The sequence below is a fragment of the Chitinophaga vietnamensis genome, assembly GCF_902167635.1.
Classification (GTDB): domain Bacteria; phylum Bacteroidota; class Bacteroidia; order Chitinophagales; family Chitinophagaceae; genus Chitinophaga; species Chitinophaga vietnamensis.
The window spans coordinates 118721-138231 of record NZ_CABHMS010000007.1; the positions used below are offsets into that span (position 1 = coordinate 118721).

The following is a 19511-nucleotide window of genomic DNA, read 5'->3' on the forward strand; positions in this document are numbered from 1 at the left end:
GTTGAAAAGGTAATAAATGTTTATGGTAAAGACGATTAAGCGGCAGTGAAGGTCCGGGGAGGTTGCCAGATATCGGCGCCGGGGATCACCGGGCGCATCTTGTTAAGATAAGAAGGATAGTTGATGCGGATATCGCCGCTATACGGCACGGTAACGGTATAGCTCACCGGTGGCGCGATGGCGGGCATCACAGCATAACCGATATAGTCATGCGTTTTGAATGGCAATTCCATATCGCGGTCATAATCCTTGTCGTGAATATTACCACTGAAATAATGCAGTTTGATAAATGTGATGATGGAGATGTGCGGGTCTTCCATCCGGTGCTCATGCAGGTGGGCAAAGAACACGGGTATCTTCAACAGCTGGTTGCATTCTGTGAAGTTCAGCAGATAGATGCTTAACAATAGTATGGCTCTTATCTTCAGCACAGGACAAAAGTAATAAAATTTTATTGCGGGTTAAATTAAAATGAAGAATATACGGAAAGATGCCAGACTACAGATTACATACAGAATCGCCTTCGAGATTTGTAACCTTAACGTATATGTTCATATGAAAGCACTTTTCCTGTCGGCCGCACTGCTGGCCGCCTGTGCCACACAGGCTCAGTCCTGGCATGTAGCCAGTACCTTCCATATCAAAAGCGATGGCAAATGGGATTACATAGCCCTGAACCCTGTTACGCAGCAGCTGTACGCCTCTCACGGCACGCAGGTCAATATCCTGGACAAGAACAGCGGCGATTCCGTTGGCGTGATCCCTAACACCACCGGCGTGCATGGTATCGGTTTTGCGCCTGCCTTCCATAAAGGTTATACTACTAACGGCAAGCTGAATACCGCTACTGTATTCGATATCCACAGCAACAAAGTGCTGGGTGAAGTGAAAACAGGCGAGAACCCCGATGCCATCTTGTATGATGCTTTCTCCAAAAAGATCATCGTTTGCAATGGTAAAAGTAAAGACCTGAGCGTGATCGATCCGGCTACCGACCAGGTAGTGCATACCATCCCGGTTGGCGGTCGCCCGGAAACAGCCGTGAGCGATGATGCCGGCAAGATCTATGTGAACCTGGAAGATAAAAGCGAGATCGTAGTGGTAGATGCGACCACCTTCACTGCCGGCGCGCACTGGCCGCTCGGCAAGGGCGAAGCGCCTACCGGCCTCGCTATCGACACCAAAACCAAACGCCTCTTTGCCGGTTGCGATAACAAACTGCTCGTAGTGATGAACGCCACCAACGGTAAAGTAGTGACCACCCTGCCAATCGGCGACGGCTGCGATGGCGTAGCGTTCGACGAAGCAGAACACAATATCTTCGCCGCCAACGGCGAAGGCACCCTCACCGTGATCAAAGAGCAATCAGCCGATAAATACAGCGCACCTGTAAACGTGCCTACCAAAAAAGGCGCACGCACACTGGTGGTAGATCCGGCTACACATGCCGTATACCTGCCCACCGCCGATCTGCTGGCTGCCGCCGCCGGCGCCAAGCCTCAAGCGGCTCCTGGCAGCTTCCAGGTACTGAAAGTGACCAAATAGCAAGGAAAATAATGATGAATGGCGAATGAAAGGCCCGTAAAAAGGGCTTTTCATTCGCCATTATTTTTTATATTTATGATGGTCAAGATAACCCTCGTTTTTATCCCTCATAAATCATTCACGTGGACTCCTGGGAACGCAAAGCATTGCATTTTATTAATCAAACCGCCCATTGGGACAAGGACAAACAACCATCCCCTCTTCCGGCCTTCAGCCTCGATCTGTTGAAACAATTGATGGATGCCGATGTAGTACTGCAACTGGAGCTGACAGACGAACCCCTTACCATCAACGGCAAGGTGATTCAAGCCGGCCCCGTCAGGAAACTGTTGCATCAGAATGGTTTCAAAACCATCTGGTGGAAAGACGTACCACAGGAAAGTACCGCCATACAAGCGCTGCTGCAACATTGCGCCTCTGCCGTGCTCATACCTGTTAGCAGCACCACGCCTGATATCAGCGTGATACTCCTTGGCTGGCATGCCATGCAAACGTTCGATGATGCTTTCACCGCCTGCGTGGAAACAATACGCCTGCGCATGAAAGAGCTGCGGCTGCAATCACAGCAGCAATCCTATCTGCGGAAGCTATCACAACGTTTTGCCGCTATCATGCATACTATCCCGCATGCGCTGGTATTCATCGACAACGACGGCTTTTCCGGATGGGTGAACCAGCAAGGCGCACAGCTGCTGAAGCTGCCCGGCCCCGGCGAACAACTGCCCGTGATCCTCTCCGATGCGCTCACACAATTGCGCAACCGCACCACCAATACCCAGGATATTTACAAAGAAGCCATCCGCCTCTTTGCATCTCCCGATAATGAGATACGTAACTGGATATGGCAGTTCGATGATCCGGAAAATAAAACCTGTAAAGTATCCTGCCTGCCCGTAAACACACAGCAGATAAGCGGCAGACTATGGATATTTGAAGAGTGAGATCAATACCTGCGCCAGAGGAAATGAAAGGTGCTGCCTTCGCCGGGTCGCGTATCCACCCACACTTTGCCGCCTTGTTCTTCTACCAACAGTTTGAAAAGATTCAAACGGGTACTTGTTTTACCATCTTTCTCTACCCGCTCAAATAATTTGAAGACAAGATCTGTATCAATACGGGTGAGGCCAGGCCCGTTGTCTCTTACAAAAAACGCATAGTAATCGTCCTGCGCTGCTCCCCCGATCATAATCTCCCCCCGGGGCTTATCCATGTGCAGCACAGCATGCGATACCAGCTGCTGAAACACTTGCTGCAGGCGATCGCGGTAGGTATACAATACCGGCAGCTGCGACGCGATGCTCATGCGTATGTGTGCCGGCACAGACAAGCCTTGTAGCAATTCCGCTACGGATACATGCTCTTTTTGCAATGGTGCAGCGGTTTGCCGGGTATAATCGAGGATAGATGCAACCATATCTGTAAGATGGTGCGTAGCCCCCATCACGATCTGCATATACTCTTTCAGGTCTGGTGCGCCTTGTACCTGTTCATCCTCATTCACCAATCCTAATAAGGCTACAATACTGGCCAGTGGCGACTTCAGATCATGCACGGCCATGTACATGAACTGCTCCTGCTGCCGGATGCGCGTTTCTTTTTCCTGTTGCTCATGGTACATGCGTTCAAACATATCCACTTGCAGTTGAGCCAAACGCGTATCCAGCGGCGCATGCAGCAGCAGCAGCGGGATGTGCTGCAACTGCGGCGCCATATCGATGCCTTTTGATGCATCCATAATGATGAGATGAACAGGCAGATGAGAGGCCACATCCGCCAGGGTAGCAACTTTGATGATTACGCGATGATCCGCTTCCAGCACAGGTTCCAGTGAGAAGAGCTGGCCAGGGCCATCATCTGCCAACAGGATCGTGAAAGTTTGTTGTTGCTTCATCATTTCTGCATAATTTCGTCGTAAATGTATTCAAACATACTCATATTCAACGTGATTTGAAACTGGCCGGATTATTGAAACACCTTTCGGCCATTACCGCAATGTTAGTGAAGATGAATAGTTTATTATTAGCCTCGATGCTGGTGGTGCACAGTTGTACGCCGCCCGAAAACGAGATCAGCCTGGTATCCGGCGGCAAGAGCGCTTATGTGATTGTTACGCCGGCGACGCCTACCAAGGCGGAAAGCAAGGCTGCCACCGTGTTTCAGGATATGGTGAACAAGATATCCGGCGCCCGGCTACCCATCGTGCCGGAAGGTAGCTATCAGCAAGAGCCCGCAGTATTTATTGGTCAAACCAATCATAGCAGCGGCCCCGACAAAATAAAGGCGGATGGCTTCTTCGCCGGCATGCATAACAAAAACCTGTACATCCGCGGTGGCGGCGGCCAGGGCGTGTTGCATGGCGTGTATTATGTATTGGAAACGTATATGCATTGCCGTAAGGACGCCGATGTACCCGCCTATGTGCCCAAGGAAAAAAATATACAATTGCCCGGATCATTGAACGATCTCCGGGAACCCGCTTTTATTTACCGCGAAACCTACTACCCTGCTTCCACCGATCCCGAATACCTCGACTGGCACGGTCTGCATCGCTTTGAGGACTTGTGGGGCGTTTGGGGACATTCCTTTTTCAAGATAGTGCCGCCTAAAACATATTTCGCGGAACATCCGGAATATTTTTCGCTGGTAGATGGAAAACGCCAGCCCATGCAGCTTTGTTTGAGCAACCCGCAAGTATTTGAACTGGCTGTGGCTTATTTCAAAAAGGCGATCAGGGAAAATCCCGATGCGATGTATTGGTCCATCGCCGCAGAAGATGGCCCTGGCGCCTGCACCTGCGATCAATGCCGTGCAGCCGATGCCGCGGAAGGCAGTGCTGCCGGCTCTTTGATCCGTTTCGTGAACCGCATTGCACAACAATTCCCGGAGCAGCGCTTCACCACACTGGCCTATGGCTATACGGCGAAACCGCCGAAAACAAAGCCTGCGCCCAATGTTTATATCATGTTGAGCACCATTGATGCATATCGTCAGGAGCCGCTGGCCACGGCGCCTTCCGCTGCGGCGTTCCGCAACCACCTGCAAGGATGGGAAGCGCTCACCGATCATCTGTTCATCTGGGACTATACCACGCAGTTCACCAATTACCTCGCTCCTTTTCCGGACTATACGCATTTGCAGGCCAACCTGCAATACTTTGCCGCGCATCATGTGCAGGGCGTATTTTCACAAGGCAGCGGCGACACTTACGGCGATATGGCCGAATACAACAGCTACGTACAGGCGTCACTGTTATGGCAGCCCAATGCTGATATGGCGGCCCTCAACAAGGCTTTCTTCAAGAGCTATTATGGCGCTGCCGGCCCTTATATACAACAATACCAGGAAGCGCTCAGCGCTGCCGTAAAATCGACGCATGCCGTACTGGATATCTACGGCAGCCCGGTGTATAGTGCGAAGGATTATTTGTCGCCCGAAAAGATCGATCAATATTCCGTATTGCTCGACAAAGCCGAAGCTGCTGCCGGCAGTGATTCCGTATTGCTCAAACGTGTGCTGAAGGTCCGGCTGCCACTGGAGTACACGGTATTGCAACAATCGCGCTCCTATGGCACCGATAAATTTGGCTACCTGCTGCCCGATGGCAACAGCTTTAAGGTTAATCCGAAATGGCCCGCCAGGGTACAACATTTTGTGGCCGCCTGCAAAACGGCCATGGTAAAGGAACTATCAGAAGGCGGCGCTTCACCGGATACCTATGCGCAGGAATGGCAGGCGCTCTTCAACCGTGCCTGGGTACAAGGCCTGGCCTTTGGCGCCCCAGTGAAACTGGCCAATGCCTATACGCCGGAATACACGCCCAAAGGGGAACGCACGCTTACCGACGGACTTCCCGGCGGCAAAGATTTCAGCTATAATTGGCTGTACACTTATGATAAAGATATGATCGCTACCGTGGACCTCGGCAGCAGCAAAAAGATACAGCAGGTAAGCATGAATTTCCTGTTCGATCCCCGGCATTATATTTTCCATCCGGCGCATGTGTTGGTGGAAACCTCCGCGGATGGCCAGCATTACACGGTAGCGGGCCAGCAGGATATTCCTGTGCCCGCGGAAGATTACGAAGTGCAGATCAAACATTTTAATTTCCCGGTGAGTGCAAATGCCCGTTATATCAGGGTGAGCGCGCAATGCCCCGCGGCCTTGCCGGCGTGGAGGCATGTGGCGGGTAAACGCCCCGCGATTTGTTGCGATGAGATTTTTGTGGAGTAGATGATAGGCCCACCAATATGGCGCCCCGATGGGGCGCTGGCGCGGAGATGCACCAATGCTACCAATATTTCGCCCCTACGGGGCGGAACGTATATGCCCGTAGGGGCGGCATAGCGGTAAAACACAAAGAACAAACATCAATATGCCCCGTAGGGGCAACATATTGGTAGAAACACGAATAACAAACACCATACGCCCCGTAGGGGCAACATATTGGTAGAAACACAAAGAACAAATATCAATATGCCCCGTAGGGGCAACATATTGGTAGAAACACAAAGAACAAATATCAATATGCCCCGTAGGGGCAACATATTGGTAGAAACACAAAGAACAAATATCAATATGCCCCGTAGGGGCAACATATTGGTAGAAACACAAAGAACAAATATCAATATGCCCCGTAGGGCAACATATTGGTAGAAACACAAAGAGCAAATATCAATATGCCCCGTAGGGGCAACATATTGGTAGAAACACGAAGAACAAACACCATACGCCCCGTAGGGGCGGCATATAACATTCTCCAAACCCGCGCCCCGCGCGATGTTCCGGCCCTGCCCGGGCCTTATTCTTCTCTTTCCCAAAAAAATATTTGGAAATAATAAACACCGTTCAGTATATTTGCACTGTAAACATTTCAACGTGGGAATATCAGAAAGAAAAGAACGTGAGAAAGCAGAAATGCGGAGGCGTATCGTAGATGCTGCCATCAAAATGTTTGTGGAAGAAGGATATGAAAAAGTATCTATCCGCAAGATAGCCGATGAGATTGAATACAGTCCGGCTACGCTGTATCTCTACTATAAGGACAAAGACGAGCTGCTGTACGATGTGCAGCGCGAAGCCTTCGATTACCTGGCGGCATCTTTCCGCGAAAAAGTAACCGCCAAAGATCCTTTTAAACGCCTGGAGCAATTGGGGATGGCCTATACACAGTTCTCCTACGATCATCCCGAGATGTATGATCTCATGTTCATCATCAAAGCGCCGATGAATACCGTAGAAGAAGAAGAGAGCTGGAAGAACGGAGAAGATGCCTTCTCCTTCCTGGAACAAACCGTTGCAGCGTGTATCAAGCAAAAACTTATCCGCTTCAAAGACCCGATGATGGCCTCTTTGTCGATATGGAGCTTCGTACACGGCCTGGTGAGCCTGAACCTCCGCTGCCGTATCAAAGTATCGCAGCTGGCGGAAGATCAGGTGCGGCCTTTCACAGAAGCCGCTGTTAAAGAATACCTCCGGATGATCAAAGCACCATCAGCATAAAAAGCCCGCGGGCTTTTTTTTAGCGAGAGAATTAAACACCGTTCAGTATATCAACAACGATTACGCCAAAGCCGCTACAGGCTTTATTTTTTTCGATATCAATAAACACTGTTCATTATGTCAACATTAATTACAAAAGGAGCATTGTTAACAGGCCTGCTCATAGCCAGTTTCAGCACCTTTGCCCAGAACACTGTGTTGGACCAATACATACAGGAAGCCTTCAACAACAATAAAGGACTGAAAGAGCAACACTTTCAGCTCGACCGCTCGCTGTATGCATTGCAAGAAGCCAAAAGCCTCTTTGGCCCCAACGTAGCCATGCTGGCCAGTTATACCAAAGCGAAAGGCGGCCGCACCATCGATGTGCCGGTAGGCGATATGCTCAACCCGGTATACAATACCCTCAATCAGCTCACCAGCAGCCAGAAATTTCCGCAACTGGCAAACCAGTCCTTCCTGCTCAACCCCGACAATTTCTATGATGCGAAAGTAAGAGCGAGTCTGCCGCTGATCAACGCCGAAATTTACTACAACAACAAAATAAAAAGAGAACAACTCTCCCAGCAACAAGCCGCGCTGAACGTTTACAAACGCCAGCTGGTACAAGATATCAAAACCGCGTACTTCCAGTACTACCAGGCCTCTCAGGCAGTAGCCATTTATAACAGCGCCCTGGGCCTCATCGAAGAAAATATCCGGATCAACGAAAGCATGGTGCGCAACGGCGTGCGTAATAACACCGCATTATACCGCTCGCAAACAGAGAAAGAAAAGATCAGCGCCGATATCACCCGCGCCAACAATACCCGCGACAATGCCCGCGCCTATTTCAACTTTCTCCTGAACCGCACACTGGACAAGGATATCCAGCTGGACAGCACCCTGCTCAATATTCCTGTTGCCGCCAACAACGGCGACATCAATAGCCGGGAAGAATTGCAGCAATACAAATATGCTATCAGCGCCTGGCACCTCAATCAGCAGCTGCAACGCTCCTACCTCATCCCGAAACTCAGCACCTTCATCGATCTTGGCTCACAAGGCGCCATGGCACATTTCGATAACCAAACACGCTACTATCTCTTTGGCGTAAACCTGGAATGGAACCTCTTCGCCTCCAACAGGAACAAATACAAAATAAAACAGGCGCAGATCGATGAACAGGCCACCATCACAGCTTCCGAGCGTACCGCCGATCAACTACGCTTACAGCTATACGAAGCTGTGAACAACTATAGCGCCACCATCCGCAATTACCAGACAGCGCAAAGCCAGCTCTCCTTTGCAGAACGCTATTACCGCGATCAACTCAAAGTATACAAGGCCGGTCAGCTGCTCTACATCGAACTGCTGGATGCCCAGAACCAACTTACCCAGGCACGCCTGCAAACCTCCGTGGCACAGGCTTCCGTACAAACCGCCTTCGCCGCAGTAGAACGTGCGCAGGCATCTTACAACATCGATCTTAATAAATAAAAAATCGCTCTCTATATGAAACACACATGGCTCATTCTTCCGCTCTCTATATTGCTTTTCTCCTGCGGCCACAAGCCTGAGCAAAACACTACCGACTCCACCGAGATCATCCCGGTGAAAGTGATGGCACTGCAACGCCAGGGCGCAGGCCTCTCTATCAATGCCTCCGGCCAGTTCACCACCGACGATGAAGTGTATCTCTCTTTCAAAACCGGCGGTATCATCAGCAATATCTTCGTGAAAGAAGGCGATCCTGTACATACCGGACAGCTGCTCGCTACGCTCAACCTCACCGAAATAGATGCACAGGTGCAACAGGCGCAACTGGGCTTCGAAAAAGCGCAGCGCGACTATCAACGCACGCAGAACCTGCACAACGACAGCGTAGCTACGCTGGAACAATTGCAGAACGCGAAAACCGCGCTGGATATGGCCCGCCAGCAACTCAGCACCGCACAGTTCAACCGTAGCTACTCCGCCATCCATGCCACACAAGATGGTTATGTACTGCATAAACTTGCCAATACCGGTCAACTGGTAAATGCCGGCACGGCAGTGCTGCAAACCAACGGCGCCCGCAATGCCCACTGGCTGCTGCGCGTTGGCGTAAGCGACCATGAATGGGCCAGCGTAAAGACTGGCGACAAAGCCACCATCGAAACACAATCGCTGCCCGGCACCGTACTACCGGGAACGGTTACACGTAAATCAGAAGGCATCGATCCGCAAAGCGGCACCTTCATCATCGACGTACAACTCACCGGCAGCAAGCCCGCCGCTATCGCGGCCGGCATGTTCGGCCGCTGTCATATCACCACGGCCAACACCAGCGGTAACACTTCCTGGAGCATTCCCTATGCCGCATTACTTGACGGCAATGGCAGCACCGGCTTCGTTTTCGTGACCAACGACAACAAAACCGCAGAACGCATACCTGTTACCATCGCCGGCATGGAAAAAAATAATGTGCTCATCAGCGCCGGCATGGAACAGGCCAAAGCCCTCATCGTTTCCGGTAGCGCGTACCTGAAAGACCGCTCCCCTATTCGCATCATCCAATAATCTCCCGCATCATGAAAATATCCAATTACGCCGTCAAGAATTACCAGTTCACGCTGGTGATATTCATCATGATCATCGTGCTCGGTATCTCCACCATCCTCAATATGCCCCGCTCGGAAGATCCGGAAATGCGCGCCCCGCAATATACCGTGGTAGTGGTATATCCGGGTACCAGCCCGAAAGACATGGAAGATCTCGTGGTAGATCCACTAGAGAAAGATATCTATGCACTCGACGATATCAAACGCATACGTACCAATATCAGCGACGGGGTAGCCACCCTGCGCGTGGAATATAAATACAGTTCCAACGTAGATCAGAAATACCAGGAGCTGGTGCGGGAAGTCAACAATAAACGGAAAGACCTGCCCGGCGATATCTATAGCATGGAAGTACTGAAGAGTGAACCCTCTGATGTGAACGTGTTGCAGGTAGCCTTGATCTCTGAAAACGCTTCCCGCGACAAACTCCGATACTATGCAGAAAAATTGCAGGAAGACCTGGAAAAAGTACCCGCCCTCAAAAATGTAAAACTGCATGGCCTGCCGGATCAGCAGGTGCGGGTGGAATTGCAACTCGACAAAATGGCCCAGCTGAAAGTCCCTGTGAACGCGGTTTTGGGCGCATTGCAAAGCGAAATGGCCAACATCCCCGGCGGCAGCATTGAAGCCGGCGACAAGAGCTTCAACATCAAAACCAGCGGCAATTTTCAGTCGCTCGATGAAATCAACAACACCATCGTATCTGCACAGAATGGCAAGAATATTTTCCTTCGTGACCTGGCCCGTGTATACTATGGTTTCGATGATGAGAAGTATTTCGTAAGACTGAACGGCCACCGCAGCGTTATTGTTTCTGCTGCGCAGAAGACGGGCGAGAACATCACTAAAACGCAACTGGCCTATCAGCCTGTGATCGCGCAGTTCAAAAAAACCTTGCCATCCAACATTGACGCCGTGCAATATTTTGATCAGGCCGAAGCCGTGAACCACCGGCTGAGCGGGCTTGGCAAGGATTTCCTCATCGCGATATTACTGGTAGCCATCACACTGCTGCCACTGGGGCAAAGGCCCGCCATCATCGTGATGATCTCCATTCCTTTATCGCTCTCCATTGGCATCGTGTTATTGCAACTCTTCGGCTACAACCTCAACCAGCTGAGCATTGTAGGGCTGGTAGTAGCATTGGGGCTATTGGTAGATGACAGCATTGTTGTGGTAGAGAATATTGAACGATGGATGCTGGAAGGACATAGTCGCCTCGAAGCCACGCTGAAAGCCACTTCACAGATAGGCCTCGCCGTGATCGGTTGCACCGCCGCACTCATCATCGCCTTTATGCCTTTGGTGTTCATGCCGGAAGGCGCCGGTGATTTCATCCGCGGGTTACCGCTGGCGGTGATCTTCAGCGTACTGGCATCTATGGCGGTATCGCTCACTATTATCCCTTTTCTGTCCAGCCGTTTACTGAAAGAACATACCGGTAATCCTGAAGGCAATATTTTTATGCGTGCCCTTAAAAGGCTGATCCATGGCAGCTATGCGCGTTTGCTCGACAAAGCCCTGCAACGTCCGCTGATTACCATCGTGGTGTCTTTGTTCATCTTTGGCGGCGCATTGTTCTTATTCAAAGCAGTAGGGTTCAGCCTCTTTCCTTCTTCTGAAAAGCCGCAGTTCCTGGTGAATGTGATCGCGCCACCGCAATCTAATCTCGCCTATACCGATAACATCGTGAAGCAACTGGAAACGGAGCTGAAGAAAGAGAAGGCGGTGAAATATATTGCCAGCAACATCGGGAAAGGCAATCCCCGCATCTATTACAACGAGATACCGGAAAATGAGCACAGCGACTATGCACAGCTGTTTGTGCAGCTTGATCCGAATACCAGTCCGGCTACGAAAACAGCACTCATTGAATCGCTGCGCAAAAAATGGACGCCTTTCCCTGGCGCCAAAGTAGAAGTGAAGAACTTTGAGCAAGGCCCGCCGGTAGCGGCTCCTGTTGAAGTGCGCCTCTTTGGTGATAACCTCGACACCTTGCGTTCGCAGGCCGCCATCGTGGAAAGTATGCTGGAAAAAACGCCTGGCACCATCTATATCAATAACCCGGTGAGCAATCTTAAATCAGATATCCGTGTACACATCGATCGTGAAAAAGCGCAGCAGCTGGGCATTCCAACGGCCAACATCGATAAGGTAGTACGTTTGGCCATCGCCGGCGTGAACCTCGGCAAGTACAATGACAAGAACGATAACGACTACGATGTGCTGGTGACCAAAGAAAAAAATGGCAAGCCCACGATGGATGTGTTCCGTGATCTGTATGTCAACAACAGCGTTGGCACGGCTATTCCGCTCTCGCAGGTGGCGAGCCTGCAACTGGAAACCTCTCCGTTGAGTATCCGCCACCAGGAAAAGAACCGTGTAGTAGCCGTAACGGCATTTGTGAAGAAAGGTTTCCTGGTAGATAATGTGATCAAAGATGTGATCAAACAGATGGATGCTTTGCACCTGCCCAATGGTTACAGTTATGAAATGGGGGGAGAGATCGAGAGCCGCAAAGATTCTTTCGGTGGCTTCCTCACGATCATCATCGTCACGGTATTTATGTTCATTGCGGTGCTGGTGCTGGAATTCAAGACTTTCAAAAGCACGCTGATCGTGCTGTCGGTAATACCTTTGGGCATTGTGGGCGCGGCTATCGCCTTGTGGATGACGGGCAATACTTTATCATTCGTGGCGATCATCGGTTTGATAGCGCTGGCGGGTATAGAGGTAAAGAATACGATCCTGCTGGTGGATTTCACTAATCAGCTGCGTGCGCAGGGGCACTCACTCGAAGCGGCTATACGCGAAGCGGGTGAGGTACGTTTCCTGCCGATCGTGCTCACCTCGCTCACGGCCATCGGCGGCCTGATTCCCATTGCCATCTCCACCAATCCGCTGATTGCGCCGCTGGCGATAGTGTTGATAGGCGGTTTGATCAGTTCTACTTTGCTATCACGTATTGTAACGCCGGTAGTGTATAAATTAATTCCGCCCAAAGTGGAAGTATTGGCTAAAAGCCGTGCGGCGGCACAACAACAACTGGAAGAGGCAATGATGTAGATATTTAAGCTCCCGCACAACGCGGGAGCTTAAATATCAACTAATTATCAGTACATTTACCAATAATTAGTTCACCATTTCCTGTTGAAAAAATAGATCTTATGAAAAAAATCATTCTGGTATCTTTCAGCCTGTTGCTGATGATCTGTGCGAGTGTGCAATCGTCGCAGGCGCAATTGAAAAGGTTTAGTATCGGTCCTTTTATTGAAGCGGGTTTTCCCACAGGGGATTTCAGCAATAGCCATCAAACGGGCTATGGCATTGGTTTGGGCGCCGATATTAAACTGGTGGCCGGCTTAACGGCAGTAGGTTCCGTCAGCTTTATGTATTTCAAAGGCAAGAAAGATGTGCCTACCGGTACTACCACTACCACTTATCCATCTGCCAAAGTGATTCCTATCCGTCTTGGTTTGAGATATAGTTTAGTAGGTCCGCTGTATGTAAAAGTAGAAGGCGGTACTGCGCAATTCACCGGCGACTACAACAATGGCGTAGGTGCGCTGGTAGCTCCTGGTATCGGCGTCCGCTTGCTGGGCCTGGATGTAGAAGGCAAATACGAAGCCTGGTTCAAAGACGGCACCCATGGCTTCTGGGGCCTGAAGGCAGGGTATAATTTTTAACGCGACGATTGTCTTGCTCAGGATTATTTTGATTTTAAGGATTACCAGGATTTTTTTCTGGAATAAAAAAGGATTCACGAAGATCATCTCGAAATGATCTTCGTGAATCCTTTTTTATTCTCATTAATCCTGATAAAAAAATCCTGGTAATCCTTAAAATCAAAATAATCCTGAGCAAGACAACCTTCGCATCAATAGAATGTGGCTGTCCACGTTTTTTCAAATATTTCTCCGGGAGAGAGTGAATGGATGCCTTCTTTGGCGGCGAGTTCGCCGGTGGCGTTGACGTTGTCGGCGATGCCGCACCAGGGCTCGATGCAGACGAAGTCGGCATCTTTGGCGGCCCAGATGCCCATGTAAGGGAAGCCGTCGAAGGCGAGGGTGAGGCCGTGAGGCGTTTTGTGGCTACGGATGCTGATAGCGGTAGAAGCCAGCCCTTTGAATACTAAAGCATCTTCGTAGAACAGTGGTTTTGATAAAGGCAGCTCCTGCGTGTGTTGCAGCAAAGGAGCCGGCGCCATTTCGATCTGGCCTGCGGCAGATAAAGGCCAGCGGCCCGCGGTTTCCTCTTTATTGAAATGAAGATAATAATCGGTGTAAACGGTATCGGGCGTCAACGGCACCCGGAAGGCAGGATGCCCCCCTACAGAGAATAACATCACATCATGCCCCATATTCTTTACATGATAACTTACTTGCAGCTGGTCATCTTCCAGCATATATCTCACACTGAAAATAAAATGGAAAGGATATACTTTGAGCGTATGGTCGTTGTGCGCTAAGGCTAATACTACGTAGTTATCGCCTTGTTCTGTTACTACAAATGTTTCATCACGGGCGAAGCCATGGCGGCCCAGCGTGTAGTCATGTCCGTTATAATGGTAAGTGTTGTTTTTCAGTCCGCCTACGATGGGGAACAGTACCGGGCTCTTCTTGCCCCAAAAGGCAGGGTCGCCGCTCCATAAGTATTCGAGGTGGTTATCGTTGCGCACGATGCTTTGCAGCTCCGCGCCTTTTTCAGCGATGGCGACGGTGAGTTTTTCGTTGGAAATGCGAACCATGTGGATGGGTGTTTTAGCAAAGATAATCTAAAAGCCCTTGAAGCGCTCCTGGCGTTTCAAGGGCTTTTAGCCTTATTTACCTAAGCGATAGGCATATCCTAACACCACGGTGGCGGCGCCGGTATTGTTCTTACCGTTGTCGTGCCCTTTCTGGATATTCAGGAAGCCGTAGTTACCGCCGCCTTCCACAAATATCTGGCTGCGGTTGAAATGATAGGCCAGTCCTATGTTTCCGCTGATGCCGAAGTTGAAAGTGTTCAACTGGTCTTTGATGTCCTTGGTGGCATCGAAGGACGGTGTACCTGCTGCCGTGATGGGTTGTTTACCCTCAGGATCGAGGAATACCGCGCTGCTGCCGCTGGTCACCTGTTTGGCAGAGAGCAGGAAGCCGAAGAACGGGCCTGCATCTACGTATAGGCGCCAGGGTGATTGCTTGCCGAGGTCCCAGCCAAATTTAGCAAGGATGGGCACCATCAGGTAATTGAGCTTGGCTTCGCTCTTGAAATCAGCGTAAAGGTAGGTAGGCGCCGGATTGGGAGCGAAGTAAGGCTTCATCTCGTCGGGTGTGGGATAAGCCTGTAAACCGCTCTTCTGGCCGCCTTGCGATGAATACTCTACCATGGCCTGTACGGAAAAAAGTTTACTCACATGATACTCTGCGAAAACGCCGAAATCAGGCCCCAGTCTTGAGCTATAGCCGCTGTTCAAAGGATTTTTTTCGTTACCTCCCGCGGAGAGTTTAGGAATGCTGATACCGCCTCTTGCGCCGATATCAACCTGTGCACTGGCTTCCATGCCGATCATCAACAGGGATGCGGCCACGAGGAATTTAAATGAAGGGATTTTCATAATGATGAATTAAGCCACAAATGTAGGGATTTTCGAATTTTTTGATTTACGGATTTGAAGAGCGGTAGCGGGCCATCAAATCCGTAAATCAAAAAATCCATAAATCCATAAATCCCTACACATGTCTTAGCCATTCACAAATGAATTGTAACACTGCGGTTTTATTCGTTTCATTATGCAGTTCATGATAGCTGCCGGGCCATTCTTTGTAGGTGAGCAGCGTGGCGGGCGCGCGCAGCGCAAACAGCCGGGAGCCTTCTACCGCGGTAAAGGCGTCGGCATCGCCGTGGATGAGCAAAGATCTGGTGGTAAGTTCCTGCGCATGTTCCAGGCACCAGGCGCCGTTGCGGATCATATCGTTTGCGAGTCGGAGGCTCAGTTTATCATGCCGCAAAGGATCGCGCTGGAATAGTTGCACGGCATCGGGATCATGTGATATCTTGTTGATGTCAAGGCCTTGTTTGATGCGCAGGTTGGGCGCCAGCGCGCTGAGCACGCGCAGCAAGCCTTTCAGCAAGGGGCCCGGCCTCATGCCGATGATAAGCGCCGGCGCGGAGATCACCGCCGCCAGCAGCTGCGGCTGACGCTGTAAGAGAAAACCGGTCAGTATCCCGCCGCCCATGCTGTGCCCGTACATCACTACCGGCTTGCCATACAGGTCTTTTACATGGGCCACAAAAGCCTGCAGATAATCGAAGGTAAATTCCATTCCGCGGGAGGCGCCCCTCCTGCCATCGCTCTTGCCATGGCCATAATGATCGATGCCCGTTACCGCATAACCCTGCTGCATGAAGTATTCCGCTACATGACTGTAACGGCCCACATGCTCGCCAATGCCATGCACCATGATCATCACCCTGGAAAAATCTGCCGGTATCCAGTTGATACCATGAAAACGCGTGTTGTGGGAAGACCAGTAAAAATCGTTCATTGCTGATTATTGGAACAAAACGAAGATAAAGAATATCTTTGTGCCCCGAGAGAAAGCAATCAACATTCAACCAATCCACCAATCTATCAACATGCGTGAAGACAAGCCTTCATCACCGGTTTACAGCATTCCCTTAAGCTACCGCAAAATGGAGAACCTGCACATCGTTTTCTGGTTACTGAAAGATGTGAGCTGGTGTATGATCTGGAAGCCGCTGGGCATTGCCATGATCTTCCCTACCCTCATCATCTCCATCGTGATCGCCTGGCGCACCCGGCAGTTTGTGGCGGAACTATGTCATAACCTGGCTATCACCGTATGGATCAGCGCCAACTCCTACTGGATGATCAGCGAATTTTTCCATTTCGATGAACACCATGTGTATGGCGGCATCACATACAAACACCTGGCGGTGATACCATTTACGATCGGGGTATTGATATTGGCGTATTATTACCTGTACTATCAGCCCAGGCATAAAGAAGAGACAGAGGAGATCGTATAATTTATTATATTCAGGAAGACAATCCACCATCTCATGCAACGCTCTTCTCTGTTAACATTGATCCTTATTGCTATTGCGACCAGTGTGGCAGCGCAGGGTTATACGCCAAAGATTGAATATGGCCCCTGCATGATAAAAATAGATAGCGGCGTAGTAGCGAAATGCGGCTATCTCATTGTACCGGAGAACCGGCAAGGTCCCCGTGGCCGCACGATTAAACTGCCTTTTGTTTTTATACGGAGAGACACGCAGGATGCGCACAAAAACATCGCGCTCCTATGTACCGGCGGCCCGGGATACAGTACTACCCGTCAAGTTACGCAAGTGAAGTATCGTTCCGATTATCTGAGCTACGGTGGATTTATTTTCCTCGATCAGCGCGGCACAAAAAATACCGTTCCCTGTCTTACTTGCGAAGAAGTGCAGCCTGCCATACAAAGGGCCTACCGGGAACGGCTATCCGTAGACAGCATGCGGCTACTGGCCCTGCGCGCCTGCCGCAAAAGGCTTGCCGGACAAGGCATTGATCTCTCTGCCTATAATACTATCGAGAGTGCGGAAGATATCAATGATCTGCGCAAAGCGCTCACACTCGATTCACTCTACCTGGTAGGTATCTCCTATAGCGGTGGATTGATGCTTACCGTGGCCAGAAATCATCCGGAAGCTGTGAAGGCGCTCCTCCTCAACTCCCCTTTACCAGGTTTTGTAAACTATGAAGAGCATGCACTTTTCAATATGAATGAAGCACTTGAACAGGTGTTCAGCCATTGTGAAAAAGACTCCGCACAGGCAGTATACAAAAACCTCCGGAACCGCTTCCATCAATACTTTACAGACATTACAGGTAAAACTTTCACGATGCATTACCTGGTAAAGAAAACGAATGAAGATATCTTGGTAGATTATACCAAGCAGCAATTGATGGATGCAGTGATCGACCGCCTGAATGAAAGGCAGGTGAAAGAAGTGCCCTTCGTGATGCTGGAACTGATAAACGGCCATCATGAAGCCTATGTGAAAGAGAGCCTGGATAATGTATTTTCAGATAATACCCAGCTGGCCTATGGCATGCGCCTGTCGGTATATTGTTCGGAGCAGATCGCCTATTCCAGCGAAGACCTTGTCCGGCGGCAATACGAGGTGCTGCCCTGGTTTGCAGGTTATGCCTTCAACAACGTGAATCATGCCATATGTAAATGTTGGGAAGTACAACCGGAGCCGGCAAGCGCTAAAACGCCGGTATATTCCAATGTGCCGGCATTGATCTCTGCGGGCGATATTGATCCCTGGTGCCCCTCGTTCTACAATGTGCTTATCAAACGAACAATGCCTAACAGTCAGTTACTGCTGATCCACGACCGTGGCCATGGCCCAGGTTTTGGGGTGAAAGGGGCCAGTTTTCTTGATTTGTTTATGGCTGATCCTTATAAGAAGTTAGTCTCTCCGGTCGGGGAAGTGATAGTACAATAAGTTTGGAACGCGCTGTAGCAGCACGTTCCAAACGTTGATATTTATATAGCGTCGGACAGCGAAGTGAAAGTGAAATCGCGGATCTTCAGGGGCGGGATGAGCGCATGTGCATTGGATTCGCTACTCACGATGCGTTCCGGCCGGCCTAATGCTTCGAGGTTATTGAGCATGATCACCGGGCTTTCGTTGAAGCGGAAGTTCTTCACCGGAAATTTGATCTCACCATTTTCGATATAGAAAGTCCCGTCGCGGGTGAGGCCTGTAAACAAGAGCGTTTGCGGATCTACCGGGCGGATGTACCAGAGGCGCGTTACGAGGATACCTTTCTCCGTGCTTTTGATCAGGTCTTCGAGGGAAGCGTCGCCGCCTGTCATGATCATGGCATCTGGTCCTGGTACGGCTTTCACATTATTCTTCTGCGCCCAGAAGCGGGAGTAGTACATATTTTTCACGACGCCTTTATCGATCCACACTGTTTTCTCCTGCGGGCGGCCATCGCCATTCCAGGGAGTGGTGGGAAGGCGTTTGTCCCAGGGATCAGAATAGATGGTGACCCTGTCGTCCATGATTTTCTCGCCCAGCTTTGTTTTGCCACCGGGTTTGCTGAGGAAGCTGCGGCCTTCATCGGCGCTGCGGGCATCCATGTTGAAAGCTAGTTGTTCCAGCAATACGACGCCGGCAGCGGGTTCCAGTATCACGGTATATTTGCCGGGTTCCAGTGCTTTCGCGCCTTTGGAGCCGGCGGCTTTTTTAGCGGCGATGCTGGTGGCGGCGGCTACATCGAGCTGGTTAACGTCGTTATAGCCGCGGGAAGCATAGCCGGAGCCGGTGCCATCTTCCGTGCGCAGGGTCACGTTGAAGTTGACATTGGTGCTGGTGCTGTAGGCAAACAGTCCTTTGGTGTTCATGATGGCGCTGTAGGCTGCATCGTTCTCGAGAAATCCGGCCGCGATGAGGTGGTTGCTTTTGGATATCTCCAGGCTCTTGCCTACGGCTTCTGCGCGGAATTTCGGATCGATGGCAGCAGTGGCTGCCTCAAAGGTGGGCGCTTCAGGACCATAATCCTGCGGGCCGAGGAAAGGCATGTATTCAGGATTTTCCGGGGCGAGGCGCGCCAGCTCTTCCGAGCGGCGGACTACCTTTTCCAGCGAAGCATCATCATATTCGTTGATGGTGGCTGTTCCCAGCCTTTTGCCGAAGGCGGAAGACACTTGCAGCTGTCCGCTGCTATTGCCACCGCTGGTAGATACGGCGTTACGGGCGTAGCGTATATTGCCGCCGTCGATGCCATAGAGGTTGACCTGGCATTCATCTGCTTTGGAATAGGCAAGCACTTTCTTCAATAATGCCTGCGCTTCTTCTTTCGTGAGTAGAGGCATA

16 protein-coding genes are annotated in these 19511 nt (G+C 50.6%); 10 read left to right on the forward strand and 6 right to left on the reverse strand.

The genetic code is table 11. The features are described from left to right. Nucleotides 1-35: 35 nt before the first annotated feature. Nucleotides 36-431: a hypothetical protein gene (locus tag FPG75_RS19180; RefSeq protein WP_143308820.1), complete on the reverse strand. Its 396-nt coding sequence runs from the start codon at nt 429-431 to the stop codon at nt 36-38. Between the two features lie 124 nt (nt 432-555). On the opposite strand from FPG75_RS19180, the gene FPG75_RS19185 reads away from it, so the two are divergent. Both FPG75_RS19185 and FPG75_RS19190 read left to right on the forward strand, forming a co-directional pair. Beyond that, nucleotides 556-1545 (forward strand): YncE family protein, encoded by a 990-nt coding sequence (locus FPG75_RS19185; protein WP_143308818.1) that lies wholly within the window; start codon nt 556-558, stop codon nt 1543-1545. Nucleotides 1546-1667: 122 nt separating this feature from the next. Then, on the forward strand, nt 1668-2486 hold the full coding sequence (locus FPG75_RS19190) for a hypothetical protein (RefSeq protein ID WP_143308816.1): 819 nt from the start codon (nt 1668-1670) through the stop codon (nt 2484-2486). 2 nt (nt 2487-2488) lie between these two features. Here the strand turns inward: FPG75_RS19190 and FPG75_RS19195 are convergent, their stop codons facing one another. Next, a complete protein-coding gene (locus tag FPG75_RS19195) occupies nt 2489-3439 on the reverse strand; it encodes a sensor histidine kinase (protein ID WP_143308814.1) in 951 nt (316 codons plus the stop codon). A gap of 110 nt (nt 3440-3549) precedes the next feature. Between FPG75_RS19195 and FPG75_RS19200 the strand changes: the two genes are divergently transcribed. From FPG75_RS19200 to FPG75_RS19225, 6 genes are all read left to right on the forward strand, one after another. After that, entirely contained in the window at nt 3550-5775 is a 2226-nt protein-coding gene (locus FPG75_RS19200) for a DUF4838 domain-containing protein (RefSeq protein ID WP_161596845.1), read from the forward strand. Nucleotides 5776-6420: 645 nt separating this feature from the next. Further along, entirely contained in the window at nt 6421-7044 is a 624-nt protein-coding gene (locus FPG75_RS19205) for a TetR/AcrR family transcriptional regulator (RefSeq protein WP_143308898.1), read from the forward strand. 117 nt (nt 7045-7161) lie between these two features. Then, entirely contained in the window at nt 7162-8523 is a 1362-nt protein-coding gene (locus FPG75_RS19210) for a TolC family protein (protein ID WP_143308900.1), read from the forward strand. A gap of 15 nt (nt 8524-8538) precedes the next feature. After that, nucleotides 8539-9585: an efflux RND transporter periplasmic adaptor subunit gene (locus FPG75_RS19215; RefSeq protein ID WP_143308902.1), complete on the forward strand. Its 1047-nt coding sequence runs from the start codon at nt 8539-8541 to the stop codon at nt 9583-9585. A gap of 11 nt (nt 9586-9596) precedes the next feature. Beyond that, the gene (locus FPG75_RS19220) at nt 9597-12692 is read left to right on the forward strand and encodes an efflux RND transporter permease subunit (protein ID WP_143308904.1); all 3096 of its coding nucleotides are present in this window, start codon (nt 9597-9599) and stop codon (nt 12690-12692) included. Nucleotides 12693-12793: 101 nt separating this feature from the next. After that, nucleotides 12794-13312, forward strand: a complete 519-nt coding sequence (locus tag FPG75_RS19225; protein WP_143308906.1) for an outer membrane beta-barrel protein — start codon at nt 12794-12796, stop codon at nt 13310-13312. Between the two features lie 191 nt (nt 13313-13503). Here FPG75_RS19225 and FPG75_RS19230 read toward each other — a convergent pair whose 3' ends face one another. From FPG75_RS19230 to FPG75_RS19240, 3 genes are all read right to left on the reverse strand, one after another. Beyond that, entirely contained in the window at nt 13504-14373 is an 870-nt protein-coding gene (locus FPG75_RS19230) for an aldose 1-epimerase family protein (protein ID WP_143308908.1), read from the reverse strand. Nucleotides 14374-14445: 72 nt separating this feature from the next. Next, entirely contained in the window at nt 14446-15222 is a 777-nt protein-coding gene (locus tag FPG75_RS19235) for a porin family protein (RefSeq protein WP_143308910.1), read from the reverse strand. Between the two features lie 115 nt (nt 15223-15337). Then, nucleotides 15338-16153 (reverse strand): alpha/beta hydrolase, encoded by an 816-nt coding sequence (locus tag FPG75_RS19240; RefSeq protein ID WP_143308912.1) that lies wholly within the window; start codon nt 16151-16153, stop codon nt 15338-15340. Between the two features lie 91 nt (nt 16154-16244). Between FPG75_RS19240 and FPG75_RS19245 the strand changes: the two genes are divergently transcribed. Continuing rightward, nucleotides 16245-16658, forward strand: a complete 414-nt coding sequence (locus tag FPG75_RS19245) for a hypothetical protein (protein WP_236652839.1) — start codon at nt 16245-16247, stop codon at nt 16656-16658. A gap of 33 nt (nt 16659-16691) precedes the next feature. Continuing rightward, nucleotides 16692-18131 carry an alpha/beta fold hydrolase gene (locus FPG75_RS19250; RefSeq protein ID WP_143308914.1) on the forward strand — a complete coding sequence of 480 codons (1440 nt, stop codon included), beginning with the start codon at nt 16692-16694 and terminating at the stop codon, nt 18129-18131. Nucleotides 18132-18172: 41 nt separating this feature from the next. On the opposite strand, the gene FPG75_RS19255 is transcribed toward FPG75_RS19250, so the two are convergent. Beyond that, the gene (locus FPG75_RS19255; protein ID WP_143308916.1) at nt 18173-19510 is read right to left on the reverse strand and encodes a TldD/PmbA family protein; all 1338 of its coding nucleotides are present in this window, start codon (nt 19508-19510) and stop codon (nt 18173-18175) included. Between the last annotated feature and the right edge of the window lies 1 nt (nt 19511).

Coding starts and splice junctions, on each gene's coding strand:
- FPG75_RS19210 (WP_143308900.1), top strand. CDS start 7,162: ATGTCAACATTAATTACAAAAGGAGCATTGTTAACAGGCCTGCTCATA.
- FPG75_RS19220 (WP_143308904.1), top strand. CDS start 9,597: ATGAAAATATCCAATTACGCCGTCAAGAATTACCAGTTCACGCTGGTG.
- FPG75_RS19235 (WP_143308910.1), bottom strand. CDS start 15,222: ATGAAAATCCCTTCATTTAAATTCCTCGTGGCCGCATCCCTGTTGATG.
- FPG75_RS19225 (WP_143308906.1), top strand. CDS start 12,794: ATGAAAAAAATCATTCTGGTATCTTTCAGCCTGTTGCTGATGATCTGT.
- FPG75_RS19200 (WP_161596845.1), top strand. CDS start 3,550: ATGAATAGTTTATTATTAGCCTCGATGCTGGTGGTGCACAGTTGTACG.
- FPG75_RS19195 (WP_143308814.1), bottom strand. CDS start 3,439: ATGATGAAGCAACAACAAACTTTCACGATCCTGTTGGCAGATGATGGC.
- FPG75_RS19245 (WP_236652839.1), top strand. CDS start 16,245: ATGCGTGAAGACAAGCCTTCATCACCGGTTTACAGCATTCCCTTAAGC.
- FPG75_RS19215 (WP_143308902.1), top strand. CDS start 8,539: ATGAAACACACATGGCTCATTCTTCCGCTCTCTATATTGCTTTTCTCC.
- FPG75_RS19230 (WP_143308908.1), bottom strand. CDS start 14,373: ATGGTTCGCATTTCCAACGAAAAACTCACCGTCGCCATCGCTGAAAAA.
- FPG75_RS19250 (WP_143308914.1), top strand. CDS start 16,692: ATGCAACGCTCTTCTCTGTTAACATTGATCCTTATTGCTATTGCGACC.
- FPG75_RS19240 (WP_143308912.1), bottom strand. CDS start 16,153: ATGAACGATTTTTACTGGTCTTCCCACAACACGCGTTTTCATGGTATC.
- FPG75_RS19255 (WP_143308916.1), bottom strand. CDS start 19,510: ATGCCTCTACTCACGAAAGAAGAAGCGCAGGCATTATTGAAGAAAGTG.
- FPG75_RS19185 (WP_143308818.1), top strand. CDS start 556: ATGAAAGCACTTTTCCTGTCGGCCGCACTGCTGGCCGCCTGTGCCACA.